The organism is Thermus caliditerrae (assembly GCF_021462525.1).
GTDB classification, from domain to species: domain Bacteria; phylum Deinococcota; class Deinococci; order Deinococcales; family Thermaceae; genus Thermus; species Thermus caliditerrae.
In genome coordinates, this window is the sequence record NZ_JAKEDT010000030.1 from 1 (window position 1) to 16,313 (window position 16,313).

Sequence of the window (16,313 nt, forward strand, 5' to 3'; positions counted from 1 at the left end):
CCCTGAGCCAGGATCAAACTCTCCAACAAAAAACGCCCTAAAGGCGTCCGTGGTTAGGTGTGTTGCCTCTGCTCTCCCCTTTTCAAGATCCCCCTGCTTGGGCCTTCGCCCGCGCAGCAAAAGCTATGCTATCAATCCCCCTCCCGCTTGTCAACACCCCCAAGGCGGCGGATCTCCTCGATGAAGCGCTCCACCGAGTCAAACTCCCGGTAAACGGAAGCGAAGCGGATGTAGGCCACATGGTCCAGCTCGCGCAAAAAGGCCATGGCCTTGAGGCCGATCTCCTCCGAGGGGATCTCGGGCCCCGGCACTTGGTCCTCGAAGGTGTAAGCGAAACGCTTCAAGACCTCGTGGTCCACAGGGCGTTTTTCGCAAGCCAGAAGGAGGCCCCTGAGAAGCTTGTCCGGGTTGAAGGGCTCTTTTCGGCCGTCCCGCTTCACCACCATGAGGGGCTCCAACTGGGTGCGCTCGTAGGTGGTGAAGCGGCGGCCACAGGCTGGGCACTCCCGGCGGCGGCGGATGGCCGCCCCCTCGTCGGAAGGGCGGGAGTCTACCACCCGGGTGTCGGGGTGGCCGCAGTAGGGGCACTTCATGGCACTTCGCGCAGGAGCTCGTACACCTCGGGAGAAAGGGGGGGTTCGGGGAGCTGCACCTCCAGCACCACCCCGCGGATGCCCTCGGAAACCATGGAGCCCAGGCCCAAGGCCGCCCGCACCAGGGCCTGGTCGTGGGCCTCCCCGGCGGGGTCCCTCGAGGGCACCACCCCATTCACCCGCACCCCGGGGAAGGTGCGGCTTGCCCCCTCGATGAGCCCTTCCACCGCCCGGCGCACGGAGAGGGTGTGGGGCTCCACGCGCACGGCGGGGGGAAGGACCAGGGTGACGAACCCGCCCCCTGCCAGGTGGCGCAGGCCCTGTTGCAGGACGTAAAGGCTGGACTTCACGTCCTGGCTCATGAGGTCATACCACTCCCCTTCCAATAGCTCCACGAAGGGGGTCTTGCTCTCGGCGGTGGTCACGTGGACGATGCCGTCCAATAAGCCAAAAAGCTCCTCCACCTTTTCAAAGGTGGTGGTCACGTCCAACACCACGCTCATGTCCCCCCGGATGGGGATGGCCGTGGCCCCGAGAGCCTCCACCTCCGAGGCCACCCCAGTGGCCAGCTCCACATCGGGGTCCACGGCGATGACCGTGGCCCCGTTGCGCCCGTAGCCATGGGCAATGGCCCGGCCGAAGCCCCTCCCGGCCCCCGTCACCATGACGATCCGCCCCTCGAGGCCCAAGATATCCCGTGACATCAGGCCCATTGTACGGGAAAATGAGGCCATGGCCCGCATCCGCGTGGCAGAAGGGGACATCACCGAGTTCCAGGGAGACGCCATCGTCAACGCCGCCAACAACCACCTGAAGCTGGGCGCCGGGGTGGCGGGGGCCATCCTCAGGAAAGGAGGCCCCTCCATCCAGGAGGAATGCGACCGGATCGGGAAGATCCGGGTGGGGGAAGCCGCGGTCACGGGGGCGGGGAACCTGGGGGTGCGCTACGTGATCCACGCCGCCGTCCTGGGGGATGAACCCGCCAGCCTGGAAACTGTGCGGAAGGCCACCCGAAGCGCCCTGGAAAAGGCGGTGGCGCTCGGCCTTAGGACCGTGGCCTTCCCCCTGTTGGGCACCGGGGTAGGGGGGCTTCCCGTGGACGCCGTGGCCCGGGCGATGCTGGAGGAGATCAAGAAGGCCCCGGACACCCTCGAGGTCACCCTTTACGGCTACCGCAAGGAGGACGCCGAGGCCATCCGCAAAGCCCTATGAGGAAGTCCCATGCGCGGTGGGCTCCCGCCCAACCTCATTCCAAAACGCCTATGAGCACCAGGATGGACCGCTCCCCTGTCGCCCCTAGGCTATCTTGGACCTCCAAGATGAGTCGGGCCCACCGCACCGTCCCTGGGGGTACGGGCAGCGTGTCTTGGGGCTTCCAAAGGCGCGCGTCTCCAGACCCAATGGCGTACAGCGTGCCCCCCCGCCCCGAGGAATCCGTCGGGTAGGCCACCCTCCACGTGTAGGTGTAAGGGCCTGTACCCCCGGAGGCCCTGCCCGATAGGAGGACATACACCTCCGGGCGCAATCCGCTGCCTTCCGAAGGGGTCGTGATCTCCACCAAAATCGCTGGGGGCTCCTGGACGTTCACGTTCACGCTCTGGCTTCTCCTCCCTCCAGCGCTATCGGTGGCGGTGACGGTTAGAACCCGGGGTCCCGTACTGGTGAACACGGCCACCGTTTCGCAGCCCACAGGAGAGGGATCGCCAATCCTGCTGGAAGTCCAAGCACAGCTTACCGGCTGGCCGTCGGGATCGCTCACCTGAGCCTTGAGAGTCGTGCCCACCCCGCGGTAAATCTGCGTGGCGGCGGTTGGGGAAACCACCACAACCTCAGGCAAAGCGTTGACCTGCCGTTCCACCTCCACGCACTGGGCAAGCAACTCCTTGCTGTACCTGAGGTCCAAGACCTCCACAGCGGTTATGCCCACGCTCAGCTTCCCGCACGCGTTCAACTCCCAAAGGAGGGTTTCGCCACCCTTGCCAAAGCCATTGAGGTTGGCCTTGAAGCCAGCGCCTCCTTCCAAGGTGCCAAAGGGCCCCGTGACCCCGTACAGGAGCACTTGGAAGCGGACCCCGAAGAGGGCCTGTGCGCCCAGGCTACCCGAGAAAGTGTGAACCGGGGTGCTCAGAGTGTAGGCGTAGTGGCTGAGGTCTCTAAAGCCGCTATCGCTGTTGTAATGGAAGCCAGCGCCAAGCGTTAGGCTCTGCCTAGCCTCAAACCGGAAGCTGCCATCCGCCTCCACCGTGCCCGTCAGGTACACGGTGAGCTTGGGGGTGAGGACCACCGGCACCGGTCCCACCATGTAGGTTTGCGGGGCGAAGATCTCCTCCGCAATGGGCACCTCCTTGCCCGCCAGCACGTTGGTGTCGCCCGTCACCTTAAGGGTGGCGTTCTGCTCCAGGGTGGTCAGAACCCGAAAATCCAGGTCCGGCACCTCCGCGCAAGCCCCCGCCACCACCCGATCGCACCTTATCCCTAAGCTCAGGTCCAAGAGGGGACGCAAGGAAAGGGTTCCCTCCACCCGCACCTTGCCTCCGGTTCCCAAATCGGTGTCCAAGGTGTAGCTCAAGCCTTGGGCTCTGATCCCAGGCTGCAAGGCCTGGGTCCTCACCAGGGAGGAAGCCCGTAGCTCCCAGCCCGAAACGTCCAAAGTTCCCTGGTGAATGGCCTCCTGGATCCGTGCCCCTTCCGTTTCCACCACCAGAAAGCCCCCCTCCCGCCGTACTGCCTTGACCTTGCGCAAAAGACCTTGGGGCGCCAGGGGGGAAACAGGCTCGCTCACCAGCACATCCCCCGCCTGAAAGCGGCTCTCCAGCCCAGGCATGTCCTGGAAGCGAAGGGTCCCACCCTCCACCCCCACCAAAGCCCCCCGGACCTCGGCGCCTAGGACCTCCGTGGTGGGAGGAACAAGAATTTCCTCTTTAACGCCTTGTCCTCCGCAAGCGGCCAGAACCCCAAGCAGCAACAACGCTATGGACCCGGAAAGCGCCCGCCTCGAGCCTGTCATGGCTCACCTCCTCAGCGCCCCAACTTGTTCAGCCTGAGCCTAGCGGAACGCCGGGACCCTTCCTTCAGGACCCTCTTTACCCGTACACCCGCTTCCCCAAACAGGATCCCTCCGCTCCATCCGATCCAAAGCCCACTCCCCCCTCCAGCCTTCCCCCGGTGAGGGCGGGCACAGAGAGGGGAGGACCTCTTCACGGCTTCCTTCCTGGAGCCCTCGAGGGGGCGCAAAGTTCCGGGAGCTCCTAAGATCAGGATACTCCTTTTGTGCCTCTTTGCACAAGGCGGTCTTCGCCGCCCTTTCAGACCCCTAAGCAACGCACCTTGTACAAGCTCTATTACGGAGTCTTTTCGTCCCCCTGCCCCTGCTGGCCATCCCCACCGGCAGGGGCAGGAACGGGAGCCCTAAAAAAGTACCCCTGCCCCAGAGCCTGGAGATCGGCGCCGTCCACCTTGCCGTCCCCGTTCAGGTCTCCCTTAAGCTCCTTCCCCTCCTTACCCCAGTTCTGGGCCAGTTGCAGGAGGTCGGCAAAGGGCCTGCCCCGCTTCAAGGCCTCCCCCAGGGGCTTCCCTTCCTTGTCGTAGAAGACCACCCGGGGGGAAAACCTGGGGGTAAGGGCCTTCTGCGGGGTGAGGAGGAGGCGGAAGGCCTCCTGGTCCTTTAGGGGTCTGGCGAAGGCCACATCCAGGCGCAAAAGCCCTGCCTCCGCATCGTAATCCAGGAGGTACACGGGGCTCACCACCTTCAAGCTGGCAAGATCCGGGTTCAGATCCCTTAGGGGAAGCTCCAGCTGAAAGCCCAAGGTCTCCCGTACCTCCACCCGGCCCAAGAGCAAAAAGGGCCCCTCCACCTGGGCCGGGGGGGCCACCAAGGCGAGCCTGGGGGGAGGGGGGTCGCTGACGGTGAGGGTAAGCCTCTGGGCGCGGCTGTTCTTGGCCGCGTCCTCCAGGGTGAGGGTGAGGGGGAAGGTGCCCCGCTCCCGGGGGACGCCGCCCAGGCGCCCCCCCTGGAAGCTGAGGCCCTGGGGGAGCTTGCCGTCCAGGCTGAAGCTGTAGGGGCGCACGCCTCCTTCGGCGCTGAAGGCCACGCTGTAGCTCTCCCCCAGGTAGGCGGGAGGAAGGCTGGTGCTGGTGAGGCGCAAGGGTTCCATTCCCACCCCCGTGGAGTCTTGTGTGCCGCAGGCGACGAGGAGGAGGAAGAGGGGCCAAAGCTTCCGCATAAGGCCAGTCTAACGGGTATAGTTGAAGGCATGATTAAGCCGGACTGGTGGATCCGGGAGATGGCCAAAAAGGGCATGATCGAGCCCTTTGAGGAAAGGCTGGTGCGGGAGGGGGTCATCAGCTACGGGCTTTCCAGCTTCGGCTACGACCTCCGGGCCGCCCCCGAGTGGAAGATCTTCACCAACGTCTTCTCCACCGTGGTGGACCCCAAGGGCTTTGACCCGAGAAGCTTTGTAGAGTACGAGGGGGAGGAGGTCATCATCCCCCCCAACTCCTTCGCCCTCACCCGAAGCATCGAGTACATCCGGATGCCGGAAAACGTCATCGCCATCGCCCTAGGCAAGAGCACCTACGCCCGGTGTGGCATCGTGGCCAACGTGACCCCTTTGGAACCGGGCTGGGAAGGGCACGTCACCCTGGAGATCTCCAACACCACCCCCCTGCCCGCCAAGGTCTACGCCAACGAGGGCATCGTGCAGATCATCTTCCTCGAGGGCCCGCGGCCCGAAACCACCTATAAGGACCGCCGGGGCAAGTACCAAGGGCAGAAGGGCATCACCCTTCCCCGGGTGTAGGCTATGGGGGTGCGCGTCCTTCTCCTTAGCCTGTTGATCCTCCTCGGCGCCTGTAGAGGTGAGAGCATGAAGCCCCTCCCTTACCTTTCGGAAACCCCGGTGCGTTCCTTCAAGGCCCCGGAAGCCCTTCTGGAGCCCGGCAAGGACTACTACGCCCGCATCCGCACCACCAAGGGGGACATCCTTCTGGACCTCCTGGAGAAGGAGGCCCCCAACACGGTGAACTCCTTTGTCTTCCTGGCCCTCCACCGCTTCTTCGAGGGGGTGGAGTGGCACCGGGTCATCCCCGGCTTCGTGGCCCAGACCGGGGACCCCACCGGCACCGGCGCCGGGGGCCCAGGCTACGCCTTCGGCCTGGAGATCGCCCCGGGGCTGGCCTTTGACCGGGAGGGGATGGTGGGCATGGCCCGCACCCAGGACCCCAACTCCAACGGGAGCCAGTTCTTCATTACCCTGGCCCCCACCCCCCACCTCACCGGGCAGTACACCCTTTTCGCCCGGGTGGTGGAGGGCATGGAGGTGGTCAGGCGCCTCACCCCCACGGAGGGTCCGGGCGCCACGGGGGAACGGGACAAGATCCTCAGCGTGGAGATCCTGGTCAAGGAATGATCCCCGAGGGCACCCGGTTTTTGCTTCCCCCCGAGGCCCGGCTCAAGGCCGAGCTCATGGGGAGGCTACGGGAGCTTTTCCTGCGCCACGGCTACGAGCCCGTGGAGCTCCCGGCCCTGGAAAGCTACGACCCCCTCCACCCCCTGGCGGAGCGGGCCTTCAAGCTGGTGGACAAGACGGGGGAGGTACTGGCCCTAAGGAGCGAGTTCACCACCCTCCTGGCCAAGCTCCTGAGGCCCCACCTGGGGGAAGGGGTCCACCGCTTCCAGTACGCGGGGGCCCTATGGCTCCGGGAGGCGGACGCGGAGCTCGGCCGCTTCCGGGAGTACACCCAGGTGGGCCTGGAGCTCATCGGGGCCACGGGGCCTTTGGCGGACGCGGAGGTCCTGCACCTGGCCTTTGCCGCCTTGGAGGCCTTGGGCCTGGAAGGGGTGGTGGAGGTGGGCCTGCCCAGCCTGGTGGGGGAGGTGCTCAAGGCTTCCGGTCTGCCGGAAGAGGAGCAGAAGAAGGCCCAGCAGGCGATCCACCGCAAGAACTTGCCCGAGCTGGAAGACCTCCTTGGCCGCCACCCCGTGCCGGAGGAGGCCCGCAAGACCCTCCTGGCCTTGCCGGACCTCTACGGGGAGCGCGAGGTGCTGGAGGAGGCTAAGAGGCTTCCCCTTCCCGATAGGGCTAGGAAGATTTTGGCTGAGCTGGAGAAGACTCTGGAGCTTTTGGACAAGCCCGTCCTCTTGGACCTGGGCATGGCCCGGCGCTACGAGTACTACTCCGGCATCTTCTTCCGCGCCTACACCCCAGGCTTCGGCCTGCCCCTTCTGGGAGGTGGCCGGTACGACGGGGCCCTCCTCCCCAGGGCGGCGGGGTTCGCTATAGGGGTAGAGCGGGCCCTGGAAGCCCTAAAACCCCCCAGGGTGGACGTAAGCCCCGAGGTTTTGGCCCTGGACCTCAAGGCCCTTCGCCGCTTCGCCGGGGAGAGGCGGGTGGAGCTTTTCCACGGAAAAGACCCCCTGGACTACGCCCGGAGGCGGGGCATCCCCTACCTGGCCCAGGGGGAGAGACTTTGGAGGGTGGAATGAGGCGCTACCTCCTCACCATCGCCCTGCCCAAGGGACGGATGTTCCAGGAGGCGTACGCGGTCCTGAAGGCGGCGGGGCTGGAACTTCCCCCGGTGGAGAACGAGCGGGCCCTTCTCCACGGAAAGGAAGGAGGGATCGCCCTTTTGGAGCTCCGCAACAAGGACGTGCCCGTGTACGTGGACCTGGGTATCGCCGAGGTGGGGGTGGTGGGCAAGGACGTCCTCCTGGACTCGGGCCGCGACCTCTTTGAGCCCGTGGACCTGGGCTTCGGGGCCTGCCGGCTTTCCCTCATAAGGCGCCCTGGCGACACCTCCCCCATCCGCCGCATCGCCACCAAGTACCCCCTCTTCACCACCCGGCTCCTGAAGGAACGGGGCTGGGTGGCGGACGTGGTGGAGCTTTCCGGCAACATCGAGCTGGCCGCGGTCACAGGCCTGGCAGACGCCGTGGTGGACGTGGTGCAGACCGGGGCCACCCTAAGGGCGGCGGGCCTGGTGGAGGTGGAGGTCCTGGCCCACTCCACCGCCCGCCTTATCGTGAACCGCCAAGCCCTGAAGCTTAAACGCTCGCTTTTAAAGCCCCTGATCGCTAAGCTGAGAAACCGTGACGGAGGCCCGTAGACGCCGCATCGAGGAGGTCCTAAGGAGGCGCCAGCCCGACCTCACCGTCCTCCTGGAGAACGTGCACAAGCCCCACAACCTCTCGGCTATCCTCCGTAGCTGCGACGCCGTGGGGGTCCTCGAGGCCCATGCGGTAAACCCCACGGGGGGCGTGCCCACCTTCAACGAAACCAGCGGGGGAAGCCACAAATGGGTCTACCTGCGGGTGCACCCCGACATCCAGACGGCCATCGGCCACCTGAGGGAGAAGGGTTTTCGGATCTACGCCACCGCCTTGCGGGAGGATGCCCAAGACTTCCGGGAGGTGGACTACACCCAGCCCACCGCCATCCTCCTGGGGGCGGAGAAATGGGGGGTTTCCGAGGAGGCCCTGGCCCTGGCAGATAGCGCCATCCAGGTACCCATGTTCGGCATGGTCCAGAGCCTGAACGTCTCCGTGGCGGCGGCGGTGATCCTCTTCGAGGCCCAGCGGCAAAGGCTTAAGGCGGGGCTTTACGAAGGGCCCCGCCTGGACCCCGAGCTTTACCAGAGGGTGCTGGAAGACTGGCTCAGGAAGTGAGGAGGGCTTCCTCTTCCAAAAGCTCCTCCAAAGCCTTGGCCTTCACCGCCAAAACGGAAACCAAGACCTGGAGCTCTCCCAGAAGCTCCTCGTCCTCAGGGCTCGCCTTGGCCCTCCTCCAAAGGGTGCGAAACTCCTCCGCTGCCCGGTCCAGCTCCTCCAGAAGCACTTCCCGTACCTCCCGCAAGCGCTCCCTGCGGACCTCCTTGCGGAATCCCGGCTTGGGCATGGCTACTCCTTTCCCTACGCAACAACCGGGCCACCCCGCCCTAAGCGCCCGCACGCAAAGGTTGCTCCATCGGCCAAAGCCAAAACAGCTTGCTCATGGCCTCTTTGGGGCCCCTGTCGTGGCGCAAGCGACGATTCAAGCGACAGTTTCCCACGGAGGCCTACACGTAGGTGAGCCAGCCCTCGTACTCGGGCCGCAGGCCCTTGGCGGCCTCCAGGTAGACCTCGCGGAGCCTCAGGGTGATGGGCCCGGCGGTGCCCTGGCCGATGGGCCGCCAGTCGATCATGGAAACCGGGGTGACCTCGGCGGCGGTACCGGTCATGAAGACCTCGTCCGCCATATAGAGCTGGTCGCGGGTGGCCCGTACCACCTGGACCTCGTAGCCCAGGTCCTTGGCGATCCGGATCACCGAGTCCCGGGTGATGCCCTCCAGGTTCACCGAGTGCTCGAGGGCGTAGATGACCCCATCCCGCACGAAGAAGAGGTTCTCCCCGCTCCCCTCGGCCACGTAGCCTTCCTCGTCCAAAAGGAGGGCCTCGTCCGCCCCGGCGGCCACCGCCTCCATTTTGGCCAAGGCGCTATTCACGTAGTTCCCCCCCACCTTGGCCTTCCCCGGCATCACGTTGGCGGGGAAGCGGGCCCAGGAGCTGGTGATGAGCCTGGCCCCCTTGCGCACCGCCTCCTCCCCCAGATAGGCCCCCCACTCCCAGGCGGCCACCATCACCTCGGCGGGGTTATTGGGCAGGGGGTTCACCCCCAGGGCCTTGGCCCCCATCCAGGCCAGGGGACGGATGTAGCAGCTTTTGTACCCGTTTTGGCGCACCACCTCCTTGATGGCCTCCTCGATCTCCTCCGGGGTGAAGGTGATCTCCATGCGCAGCACTTTGGCCGAGTTGAAGAAGCGCCGAACGTGCTCCTTCAGGCGGAAGATGGCGGGGCCCTTAGGGGTCTCGTAGGCCCGTATCCCCTCAAAGACGCTGGTCCCGTAATGAAGGGCATGGCTTAGGACGCTGGTCTTGGCCTCCTCCTGGGGGAGAAGCTTTCCGTTCATCCAAATGAGCCCGGCCTTGATGTGCACATCCCCGCCCTTGGCTTCAGGCTTAGTCATGGCGAACCTCCGCCCCCATCATACCCCTAGGGGCCTCATAAAGCCCCGTAGCGTCCCCCAGGCAGGGCCTGGGCCAGCCCCTTGAGCTCCAAGAGGGTGAGGAGGGAAAGCACCCGCTCCGGGGGAAGCCCCAGGGCCTGGGCCAGGTCCTCAGGGAGGGCCTCCCCTTGGCGGAGGAGGGCGTACAGCCTTTCCTCCTCCCCGGAAAGCGCCACCGCCTCCTTGGGCTTTCCGGAAAACCCCAGGTAGGAGAGCACGTCCTCCGCGGAAAGTACCGGGTAGGCCCCGTCCTGGATGAGGCGGTTGGTCCCCAAGGAGCCCGGGTCCGTGGGGCGGCCCGGCACCGCCAAGACCTCCTTGCCCAGCTCCAGGGCGTAGCGGGCGGTGATGAGGGCCCCCGAGGCCAGGGGGGCCTCCACCACGATCACCGCCCGCACCAGGCCGGCGATGAGGCGGTTTCTTCGGGGGAAGAACTCCGGCTTAGGCTCGGTACCGAAGGGGAACTCGGAAAGGAGGTCCATCCGCCCGGCCAAAGGGCGGTGCTCCGGGGGGTACACCCGGTCCAGGGCGCTCCCCAAGACCCCCAGGGTGCGCCCGCCCCCCTCGAGGGCCCCCAGGTGGGCCTCCCGGTCGATCCCCCGGGCCAGCCCCGAAACCACGCAAAGCCCGGCCTCGGCCAGCTCCCGGGCCAGCCTCCGGGCGAAGGCCAGCGCCCAAGGGGAGGCCCGCCGGGTACCTACCAGGGCCACCGCCTTCCCTTCTTCCGGCAGCTCCCCTTTCAGGTAGAGGTGGGTGGGCGGCTGGGGAAGCCGCCTAAGCCCTTCGGGAAACCCTTCCTCCCAAAGGCCCAAAAGCCGCACCCCCAAAGCCTCCGCCCGCTCCCGTTCCCCCCGGGCCCGCTCCTCAGCCTGGGAAAGCCCAGCCGCAGCCTGGGGAAAACGCTCCCTCAGCGCCACCAGGGGATCCTCCGCCGCCAGAAGCTCCAAAAGCCGCTTGGGACCGACGCCCGGCAGAAGGGCTAGGGCCAAAGGGTCCACGGCGTGGAGTATACTGGAAGGCCTAGAAGGTCCGGCTCTTTGCCCCCGGGCAAATCCAAAGGGAGCCGGGATCACCTAAGCCATGGAAGAAACGACTTACTCCGGATTTGTGACCATCGTGGGCAAGCCCAACGTGGGCAAGTCCACCCTGCTCAACAACCTCCTGGGGGTGAAGGTGGCCCCCATCAGCCCCAGGCCCCAGACCACCCGCAAGCGCCTTAGGGGCATCCTCACCGAGGGCAACCGCCAGATCGTCTTCGTGGACACTCCGGGCCTCCACGAGCCCATGGACGCCCTGGGGGAGTTCATGGACCAAGAGGTCTACGAGGCCCTCGCCGACGTGAACGCCGTGGTCTGGGTGGTGGACCTGCGCCACCCCCCCACCCCAGAGGACGAGTTGGTGGCCAAGGCCCTAAAGCCCCTGTTGGGCAGGGTGCCCATCCTCCTGGTGGGCAACAAGCTGGACGCCGCCAAGTACCCGGAGGAGGCCCTCAAGGCTTACCACGCCCTCCTGCCCGAAGCTGAGGCCAGGATGCTTTCCGCCCTGGACGAACGCCAGGTGGCCGAGCTCAAAGCGGAACTCCTGGCCCTTCTCCCCGAAGGCCCCTTCTTCTACCCCGAGGACTTCGCCAAAAGCGACCAGGACTTTGGGGAGTGGGTGGCGGAGATCATCCGGGAGGAGGCCATGAAGCGCCTCTGGCACGAGGTGCCCTACGCGGTGGCCGTAAAAACCGAAGAGGTGGCAGAACGGGAAAACGGCGTCCTGTACATCAAGGCCCTCCTCTACGTGGAGCGCCCCTCCCAGAAGGCCATCGTCATCGGGGAGGGGGGAAAGAAGCTCAAGGAGATCGGCCAGGCGGCCAGGAAGCAGCTGGAGATCTTCCTGAACCGCAAGGTCTACCTGGACCTCTTGGTCAAGGTCTACCCCGACTGGCGCAAGGACCCCGAAGCCCTGCGGGAGCTAGGCTACCGCTCCTCCATCGGGTGAGCGGGCGCCCCGCTTCCCGCCTTTTCCGGTTACCATAGCCCATATGCCCTGGCTCTTGCCCAGAGGAATCGCCCCCCTCCACGAAAAGGCCCTGGACCGCTTCCTCGGGGGCCTGGTGGAAAGGCTTTCCGACCCCAGCGTGGACCGGAACGCCCTGGTGCGGGAGGAGCTTTCCCGGCTACTTTACGGACAGCCCTTCGAGGAACTCCTGGAGCTAAACCCCCTGGCCGCCATGGGCCTGGACCCCGAGGGCATCACCTTCGAGGCGGAGTACTACGCCGCCACCGACCAGGAAAAGTTCCAAAAGGTCAAACCCCTCCTTTGGTTCTGGAAGGTTTTGGACCTCACCCCCATCGGCCAGTCCGTGCACTCCGGGGTGGCCATCCGCCGGGCCTTAGCCCCCTTCATCTTCAAGCGGGTGGGGGAAAACCCCAAGTTCTTCCAGAACGTGGAGTTTTCCGTGGGGTACAACCTGGAGCTAGGGGACGACGTGGTGGTCCACCGCTACGTGCTCTTGGATGACATCGGGGGCATAAAAATCGGGGACCGCACCTCCCTTTCCGACTACGTGAACGTCTACAGCCACACCCACCACGTCCTGGCCTCCCCCGACGTGACCCTTAAAGAGACCATCATCGGCAGCGGGGTGCGCATCACCTACCACGCCACGGTCCTGGCCGGGGTGCGCATTGGCGACGACGCCATGGTGGGCACGGGGGCCATCGTCACCAAGGACGTGCCGCCCCACGCCATCGCCCTGGGGATCCCTGCCCGGACCGTGCGCTACAAGGTGCGCCACGACTGCCCCTACTGCCGCAAGGGGGAACCCCACCCCTCGGACCTCGTCCCCAGGCTTCCCAACCGCAAGGGCAACCCCGACTACCCCGACTTCCTCCCTCCGGGCTTCGGCACGCGGGAGGCCTAGGCCATGTGGACCAAAGAAGAGCTGGACCGCTACCACCGGCAGATGATCCTGCCCCAGGTGGGCCCCGAGGGGCAGGAGCGGCTGAAGCGCGCTTCCGTGGTGGTGGTGGGGGCCGGGGGCCTAGGGGTGCCAGTCCTGCAGTACCTGGTGGCCGCCGGGGTAGGACGGGTGGGCATCGTGGAGATGGACCGGGTGGAGGTTTCCAACCTCCACCGCCAGGTGCTTTACGCCACGGAGGATGTGGGCAAACCCAAGGCCCTGGCCGCCAAGGAGCGCCTCTTAGCCCTGAACCCTCTGGTGCGGATCGACACCTACCCCGTGCGCCTCACCTCGGAAAACGCCCTGGAGATCCTGAGGCCTTACGATCTGGTGGTGGACGCCTCTGACAACTTCCCCACCCGTTATTTGGTGAACGACGCCTGCGTGCTCCTGAGGAAGCCCCTGGTCTACGGGGCCATCTACCAGTTTGACGGCCAGGTGGCGGTCTTCCACCACCTTACCCCCGAGGGGGAGATGGGCCCCTGCTACCGTTGCCTCTTCCCCAAACCCCCCGCCCCCGGAAGCGTCCCTTCCTGCGCCGAGGCTGGGGTCTTCGGGGTGTTGCCGGCGGTGGTGGGAAGCCTTATGGCGGCGGAGGCCCTCAAGGTGCTCCTGGGCCTGGGGAAACCCCTCGCCGGCCACCTCCTCCTTTACGATGCCCTGGAGGCGAGCTTCCGCAAGCTCTCCCTGCGCCGGAACCCCGCCTGCCCGGTCTGCGGGGACCATCCCACCCAGCAGGACCTAATAGACTACGAGGCCTTCTGCGGCCTTTGATGGCGTACAGCCCCAGGGATGCCACCTCCTCAAAAAGAAAACCGGGGGCAAGCCCCCGGCGTGCTTGCGGTGCGCTTCTAGGCCCGGGCCTCGAGGGGCACGTAGGGCACGTCCAGCTCCCCGGTATACTTAGCATCCGGCCTGAGAAGGCGGTTATCCATAGCCTTGTACTCCAGGATGTGTCCCACCCAACCGGAGATGCGGGCCACGGCGAAGATGGGGGTGAAGAACTCCAGGCCAAACCCCAGGTCGGAGTAAACCACCCCAGAGTAGAAGTCCACGTTGGGGTAGATGCCCCGGGGGTTCAACACCTTCCCCGCCTCCTCCTCCACGATCTTCAAGATTTGGTACTCCTGGGAGTGTCCGTGGGTCTCGGCCACGATCCGGGCCAGGCGCTCCAGTACCCCGGCCCGGGGGTCAAAGGCCTTGTAGACCCGGTGGCCCATGCCCATGATGCGCTCCTTCTTGGCCAGCTTCTCCCGCACCCACTCCCGGGCCCTCTCGGGGGTGCCGATCTCCTGGATCATCTTCATTACCGCCTCGTTGGCCCCCCCGTGGCGCGGCCCCTTCAAGGAAGCCACAGCGGCGGTGATGGCCGAGTAGAGGTCGGTTTCCGTGGAGAAGGCGGCGATGGCGGTGAAGGTGCTGGCGTTGAAGCCGTGCTCCGCGTGCAGGATGAGGGCGGCATCCATGAGGCGCTCCTGCTCCTTGGAGGGCTCCACGCCGTTGGCCATGTAGAGGAAGTTGGCCGCGTGGGAGAGGTCCTCCCGGGGCGGAATGGGCTCTTTACCCTCCCTGAGGCGTTTGTTGGCAGCCACAATGGTGGCGAACTTGGCGATGAGGGAAAGGCCCTTTTGGTAAAGGGACTCGCGGGAAATGTCCCCCTCGGTGGGGTCCATCATCCCCAGCTCGGAAACGGCCGTGCGTAGGAAGCTCATGGGGTGGGCAGAAGCGGGGTAGCGGCGGAAAGACTCCAGAAGATGCTCCGGCAACCTCCGCCGCCCGGCCAGATCCCGCCGGAAAGCTTCCAACTCCTCTCGCTTGGGCAGTCTCCCGTGCAGTAGGAGGAAGGTGGTCTCCTCAAAGGTGCTTTTCTCCGCCAGCTCCTGGATGGGGATGCCGTAGTAGTATAGCCTACCTGCCTCGCCATCGATGAAGCACATCCGGCTCTCCGTGAAGAGAACCCCTTCCAAACCCCGTGCTACTTCCATACCTTGCCTCCTTTTCTGCACCCTAAGGGTGCTTCCTCCCCATCATACAAGCTTCAAAGGGCGTCATCCTGGAGGACGAGGGTCTTGAGGTACAGGCTTTCAGGCACGTGCAGGCTCCAGGGGTGGTCCTTAGGCTGGTGGGTGAGGGCGTGGACCCGGAGGCGCGCCCCCCGGTCTGCCGCCGCCCGGCGGGCCACTTCCAAGAGGTCCTCCGCTTTCAGGTAGTAGCTGCAGGCGGAAAGCCACAGGTACCCCTCGGGAGCGAGAAGCCGCAAGGCCTCCCGCACCAAGTCCACCAGGTGGCGCTTCATGGAGGGAAGCTCCTCCGGCCGCTTCACCAGGGTGGGAGGGTCCAGGAGGATGTGGTGGAAAGAACCCTCAAGCCCCTGGAGCACGACCAACGCTTCTCCCTGGCGGATGTCCACCCGCAGTCCCGCCCGCAGAGCAGCGCGGTCCAGGACGACCAGGGCCTCGAGGTCCTTGTCCACCGCCAGGGCGTAGGCTCCCTTGCGAGCCGCCCTTAGGGCGAAGGCCCCCACGTAGCTGTACACGTCCAGCACCCGCTCCCCTGGGCGCACCATGGACTCAAAGAGCCGGCGGTTTTCCCGCTGGTCCAGGTAAAACCCCGTCTTCTGGGCCAGGGCCAGGGGAATGGGAAAGCTGAGGCCGTCCTCCTCCACCTCCAAGATGGGGGGCACCTCCCCCCACACCACCCCCACCCGCTCGGGAAGCCCCTCCTGCCGCCTGACCTCCACGTCGCTCCGCTCGTACACCCCCTTGGGGCCCACCACCTCCAGAAGGGCTGGGAACCACGCCTCCCTCAAAGCCTCCATCCCCCGGGTGCGCACCTGGAGGACCACAACCTCCCCGAAGCGGTCCACCACTAGCCCAGGAAGCCCGTCCGCCTCCCCGTGGACCAAGCGGTAACTCGGCCCAAGCCCTGCCCGCTTTCCTAGGGCCCGCTCAAAACGCCCCCTGAAGAAGCGGCGGTCCAAAGGCCCTGGGTCAAAGCGGTAGGCCCGGAAGGGCACGCGGGAAAGGGGGTCAAAGTAGCCCACCGCCAGGAAACCTCCGTTGGCCGCCACGGCTTCGGCCACGCCGACTTCCCCCGGGGCCTCGAGGATCTCATCCCGGTACAGGTGCGGGTAGAAGTTCTTCAGCTTCCTCTCTTTCCCCGCACGCACCACCACCCGTATCACGGCCCCAGCTTACCTTCTTCCGCAAACATCGTGATAGCGTGAAGCCGTGAACCGAAAGCGCTGGTTGGCGCTCGCCCTCTTCGCCTTGGCGGTGGGCCTCCTCGTGTTGGGCGTGGGCAGCTTTACCCACCCTCAGGAAGCCGCCCGTCCCTGGCGGGAAACCACCCTTTACGGCCGCGGGGAAAAGGTGCTCCTCCTGGAACTCAGAGGCACTATTCCCACAGATAAGGACATCGAGGAGTTCCTCTCCCAGGCGCGCCAGGCTTGGCGCGATCTCATCGCCGATACCCTGGTGGTACGGGTAGGCCAGGAAGAACAACAAAGCCCCGGGACCTAGGCCCCGGGACACCTTGGTGGGCGATGGTGGACTTGAACCACCGACCTCACGCTTATCAGGCGTGCGCTCTGACCAGCTGAGCTAATCGCCCCCGCACGCAAAGAATAGCTTAGCCAGGAGTCCGCCTCCCGTCAAGATGACCGCCAGGACTTTACCCACATCTCCGTTTCGTGGTAAATCTCCCCTTGCGGGCGCAGCCCGTATCTGGTA

At 65.6% G+C, this 16,313-nt stretch carries 19 protein-coding genes and 1 tRNA gene; 10 read left to right on the forward strand and 10 right to left on the reverse strand.

Going from position 1 to position 16,313, the window contains the following annotated elements; genetic code table 11:
• Nucleotides 1-131: 131 nt before the first annotated feature.
• Nucleotides 132-593 (reverse strand): transcriptional regulator NrdR, encoded by a 462-nt coding sequence (gene nrdR / locus L1088_RS11635; protein ID WP_038045402.1) that lies wholly within the window; start codon nt 591-593, stop codon nt 132-134.
• Entirely contained in the window at nt 590-1,297 is a 708-nt protein-coding gene (locus tag L1088_RS11640) for an SDR family NAD(P)-dependent oxidoreductase (protein ID WP_234555218.1), read from the reverse strand. Before L1088_RS11640 ends, nrdR begins: the two co-directional genes overlap by 4 nt.
• Before the next feature lie 28 nt (nt 1,298-1,325).
• On the opposite strand from L1088_RS11640, the gene L1088_RS11645 reads away from it, so the two are divergent.
• Nucleotides 1,326-1,805, forward strand: a complete 480-nt coding sequence (locus L1088_RS11645) for a macro domain-containing protein (RefSeq protein WP_234555219.1) — start codon at nt 1,326-1,328, stop codon at nt 1,803-1,805.
• Nucleotides 1,806-1,839: 34 nt separating this feature from the next.
• On the opposite strand, the gene L1088_RS11650 is transcribed toward L1088_RS11645, so the two are convergent.
• Both L1088_RS11650 and L1088_RS11655 read right to left on the reverse strand, forming a co-directional pair.
• Complete coding sequence (locus tag L1088_RS11650; protein WP_234555220.1) at nt 1,840-3,600, reverse strand: hypothetical protein; 1,761 nt, start codon at nt 3,598-3,600, stop codon at nt 1,840-1,842.
• A 334-nt stretch (nt 3,601-3,934) separates the two neighbouring features.
• Nucleotides 3,935-4,816, reverse strand: coding sequence for a putative Ig domain-containing protein (locus L1088_RS11655; protein ID WP_234555222.1), 882 nt, complete (start codon nt 4,814-4,816; stop codon nt 3,935-3,937).
• Between the two features lie 30 nt (nt 4,817-4,846).
• Here L1088_RS11655 and dcd point away from each other — a divergent pair, with 30 nt between their 5' ends.
• The 5 genes from dcd to trmH are packed head-to-tail and all read left to right on the forward strand — an operon-like array spanning nt 4,847 to nt 8,256.
• Entirely contained in the window at nt 4,847-5,392 is a 546-nt protein-coding gene (dcd, locus tag L1088_RS11660; RefSeq protein ID WP_135260838.1) for a dCTP deaminase, read from the forward strand.
• 3 nt (nt 5,393-5,395) lie between these two features.
• On the forward strand, nt 5,396-6,001 hold the full coding sequence (locus tag L1088_RS11665) for a peptidylprolyl isomerase (protein ID WP_135260839.1): 606 nt from the start codon (nt 5,396-5,398) through the stop codon (nt 5,999-6,001).
• Entirely contained in the window at nt 5,998-7,077 is a 1,080-nt protein-coding gene (locus L1088_RS11670; RefSeq protein WP_234555224.1) for an ATP phosphoribosyltransferase regulatory subunit, read from the forward strand. The genes L1088_RS11665 and L1088_RS11670 overlap by 4 nt, the downstream gene beginning before the upstream one ends.
• On the forward strand, nt 7,074-7,697 hold the full coding sequence (gene hisG / locus L1088_RS11675; RefSeq protein ID WP_234555225.1) for an ATP phosphoribosyltransferase: 624 nt from the start codon (nt 7,074-7,076) through the stop codon (nt 7,695-7,697). Before L1088_RS11670 ends, hisG begins: the two co-directional genes overlap by 4 nt.
• Nucleotides 7,681-8,256 carry a tRNA (guanosine(18)-2'-O)-methyltransferase TrmH gene (gene trmH, locus L1088_RS11680; RefSeq protein ID WP_038043113.1) on the forward strand — a complete coding sequence of 192 codons (576 nt, stop codon included), beginning with the start codon at nt 7,681-7,683 and terminating at the stop codon, nt 8,254-8,256. The genes hisG and trmH overlap by 17 nt, the downstream gene beginning before the upstream one ends.
• Here the strand turns inward: trmH and L1088_RS11685 are convergent.
• The 3 genes from L1088_RS11685 to dprA form a co-directional block, all read right to left on the reverse strand.
• On the reverse strand, nt 8,246-8,485 hold the full coding sequence (locus L1088_RS11685; protein ID WP_038043115.1) for a hypothetical protein: 240 nt from the start codon (nt 8,483-8,485) through the stop codon (nt 8,246-8,248). The genes trmH and L1088_RS11685 overlap by 11 nt on opposite strands.
• Nucleotides 8,486-8,645: 160 nt before the next feature.
• The gene (locus tag L1088_RS11690; protein WP_234555226.1) at nt 8,646-9,593 is read right to left on the reverse strand and encodes a branched-chain amino acid transaminase; all 948 of its coding nucleotides are present in this window, start codon (nt 9,591-9,593) and stop codon (nt 8,646-8,648) included.
• Nucleotides 9,594-9,628: 35 nt separating this feature from the next.
• A complete protein-coding gene (gene dprA, locus L1088_RS11695) occupies nt 9,629-10,630 on the reverse strand; it encodes a DNA-processing protein DprA (RefSeq protein WP_234555227.1) in 1,002 nt (333 codons plus the stop codon).
• A gap of 82 nt (nt 10,631-10,712) precedes the next feature.
• Here dprA and era point away from each other — a divergent pair, with 82 nt between their 5' ends.
• The 3 genes from era to L1088_RS11710 are packed head-to-tail and all read left to right on the forward strand — an operon-like array spanning nt 10,713 to nt 13,356.
• On the forward strand, nt 10,713-11,618 hold the full coding sequence (era, locus tag L1088_RS11700) for a GTPase Era (protein ID WP_234555228.1): 906 nt from the start codon (nt 10,713-10,715) through the stop codon (nt 11,616-11,618).
• Nucleotides 11,619-11,661: 43 nt separating this feature from the next.
• Nucleotides 11,662-12,543, forward strand: coding sequence for an acyltransferase (locus L1088_RS11705; protein WP_234555229.1), 882 nt, complete (start codon nt 11,662-11,664; stop codon nt 12,541-12,543).
• Nucleotides 12,544-12,546: 3 nt separating this feature from the next.
• Nucleotides 12,547-13,356 carry a HesA/MoeB/ThiF family protein gene (locus tag L1088_RS11710; RefSeq protein ID WP_234555230.1) on the forward strand — a complete coding sequence of 270 codons (810 nt, stop codon included), beginning with the start codon at nt 12,547-12,549 and terminating at the stop codon, nt 13,354-13,356.
• Between the two features lie 77 nt (nt 13,357-13,433).
• On the opposite strand, the gene L1088_RS11715 is transcribed toward L1088_RS11710, so the two are convergent.
• Together L1088_RS11715 and L1088_RS11720 are read right to left on the reverse strand one after the other, a co-directional pair.
• Complete coding sequence (locus tag L1088_RS11715; RefSeq protein WP_234555231.1) at nt 13,434-14,567, reverse strand: citrate synthase/methylcitrate synthase; 1,134 nt, start codon at nt 14,565-14,567, stop codon at nt 13,434-13,436.
• 53 nt (nt 14,568-14,620) lie between these two features.
• Nucleotides 14,621-15,766, reverse strand: coding sequence for a class I SAM-dependent rRNA methyltransferase (locus tag L1088_RS11720; protein WP_234555232.1), 1,146 nt, complete (start codon nt 15,764-15,766; stop codon nt 14,621-14,623).
• A gap of 46 nt (nt 15,767-15,812) precedes the next feature.
• Between L1088_RS11720 and L1088_RS11725 the strand changes: the two genes are divergently transcribed.
• Entirely contained in the window at nt 15,813-16,103 is a 291-nt protein-coding gene (locus L1088_RS11725) for a hypothetical protein (protein ID WP_234555233.1), read from the forward strand.
• A 14-nt stretch (nt 16,104-16,117) separates the two neighbouring features.
• Here L1088_RS11725 and L1088_RS11730 read toward each other — a convergent pair.
• A tRNA-Ile gene (locus L1088_RS11730) sits at nt 16,118-16,194 on the reverse strand.
• Nucleotides 16,195-16,313 lie beyond the last annotated feature (119 nt).